General features: G+C 76.1%; 1 protein-coding gene. It reads right to left on the reverse strand.

Annotation, left to right across the window (positions count from 1 at the left end; translation table 11 throughout):
• Positions 1 to 983: phosphopantetheine-binding protein (locus tag ABD841_RS40490; protein ID WP_344982393.1), on the reverse strand; the 983-nt coding region annotated here is incomplete at its 3' end.
• Positions 984 to 1,037 lie beyond the last annotated feature (54 nt).

Below are 1,037 nucleotides of genomic sequence, written 5' to 3' on the forward strand. Positions count from 1 at the left end.
GTGTCGAGGATGTGCTGGTAGGTGTCCCCGTCCACCTCGGGAAACACCGTCCGCAGGCTCTCGTGCCGGGCCACCACATCGGCCAGCGCCGCCCGCATCGCCGCCGCGTCCACCCCGCCGGACAACCGCACCGCCACCGGCAGGTTGTACACCGCCGACCCCGGCGCCACCCGATTGAGCACCCACAACCGCCGCTGCGCGAACGACACCGGCACCCGCTCCGGCCGCACCCGCGCCACCGGAGCCCGCCGCACCGCCGCCACCCCCGAAGCGGCCACCCGCCCGGCCAACTCCGCCACCGACGGCGCCTCGAACACCGCCCGCAGCGCCACCTCCACCCCCAGCACCGCCCGCACCCGGCTCACCAACCGGGTCGCCAGCAGCGAATCCCCGCCCAGCTCGAAAAACGACTCCGCCACCCCCACCCGGGCCACCCCGAGAACCTCCGCGAACACCCCGCACAACAACTCCTCCACCGGCGTCCGCGGCCCCCGCCCCATGACCGCCCCCGCCTCCGGCGCCGGCAACGCCGCCCGATCCAGCTTCCCGTTGCCGGTCACCGGCAACGCCGCCAGCACCACCACCGCCGCCGGCACCATGAACTCCGGCAACCACTCGGCCGCGAACCGCCGCACCGCCCCCGCGTCCAGCACGGCACCCGCCGACGGCCCCGGCACGGTCTCCGCCTCCGCAAGCCCGTCACGCACTTCCGCGGACAGGGCCGCCGCCTCGCCCCCGGCGCGGGTTCCCGCCCCGACCGGCACCACGTAGGCGACCAGCCGACGGTCCCCCGGCCGGTCCTCCCGCACCACCACCGCCACCCGCGACACCCCCGGATGCCGCACCAGCACCGCCTCCACCTCCCCCGGCTCGATCCGGAACCCGCGCACCTTCACCTGCGCATCCACCCGGCCCAGGAACTCCAGCGCACCATCCGCCCGCCGCCGCACCACATCCCCCGTCCGGTACATCCGCTCCCCCACACCCCCGAACGGACACGCCACGAACCGCTCCGCCGTCAACCCCGGACGGCCGAG

This window comes from Streptosporangium fragile (assembly GCF_039534445.1).
In the GTDB taxonomy this organism is placed as follows: Bacteria; Actinomycetota; Actinomycetes; order Streptosporangiales; family Streptosporangiaceae; genus Streptosporangium; species Streptosporangium fragile.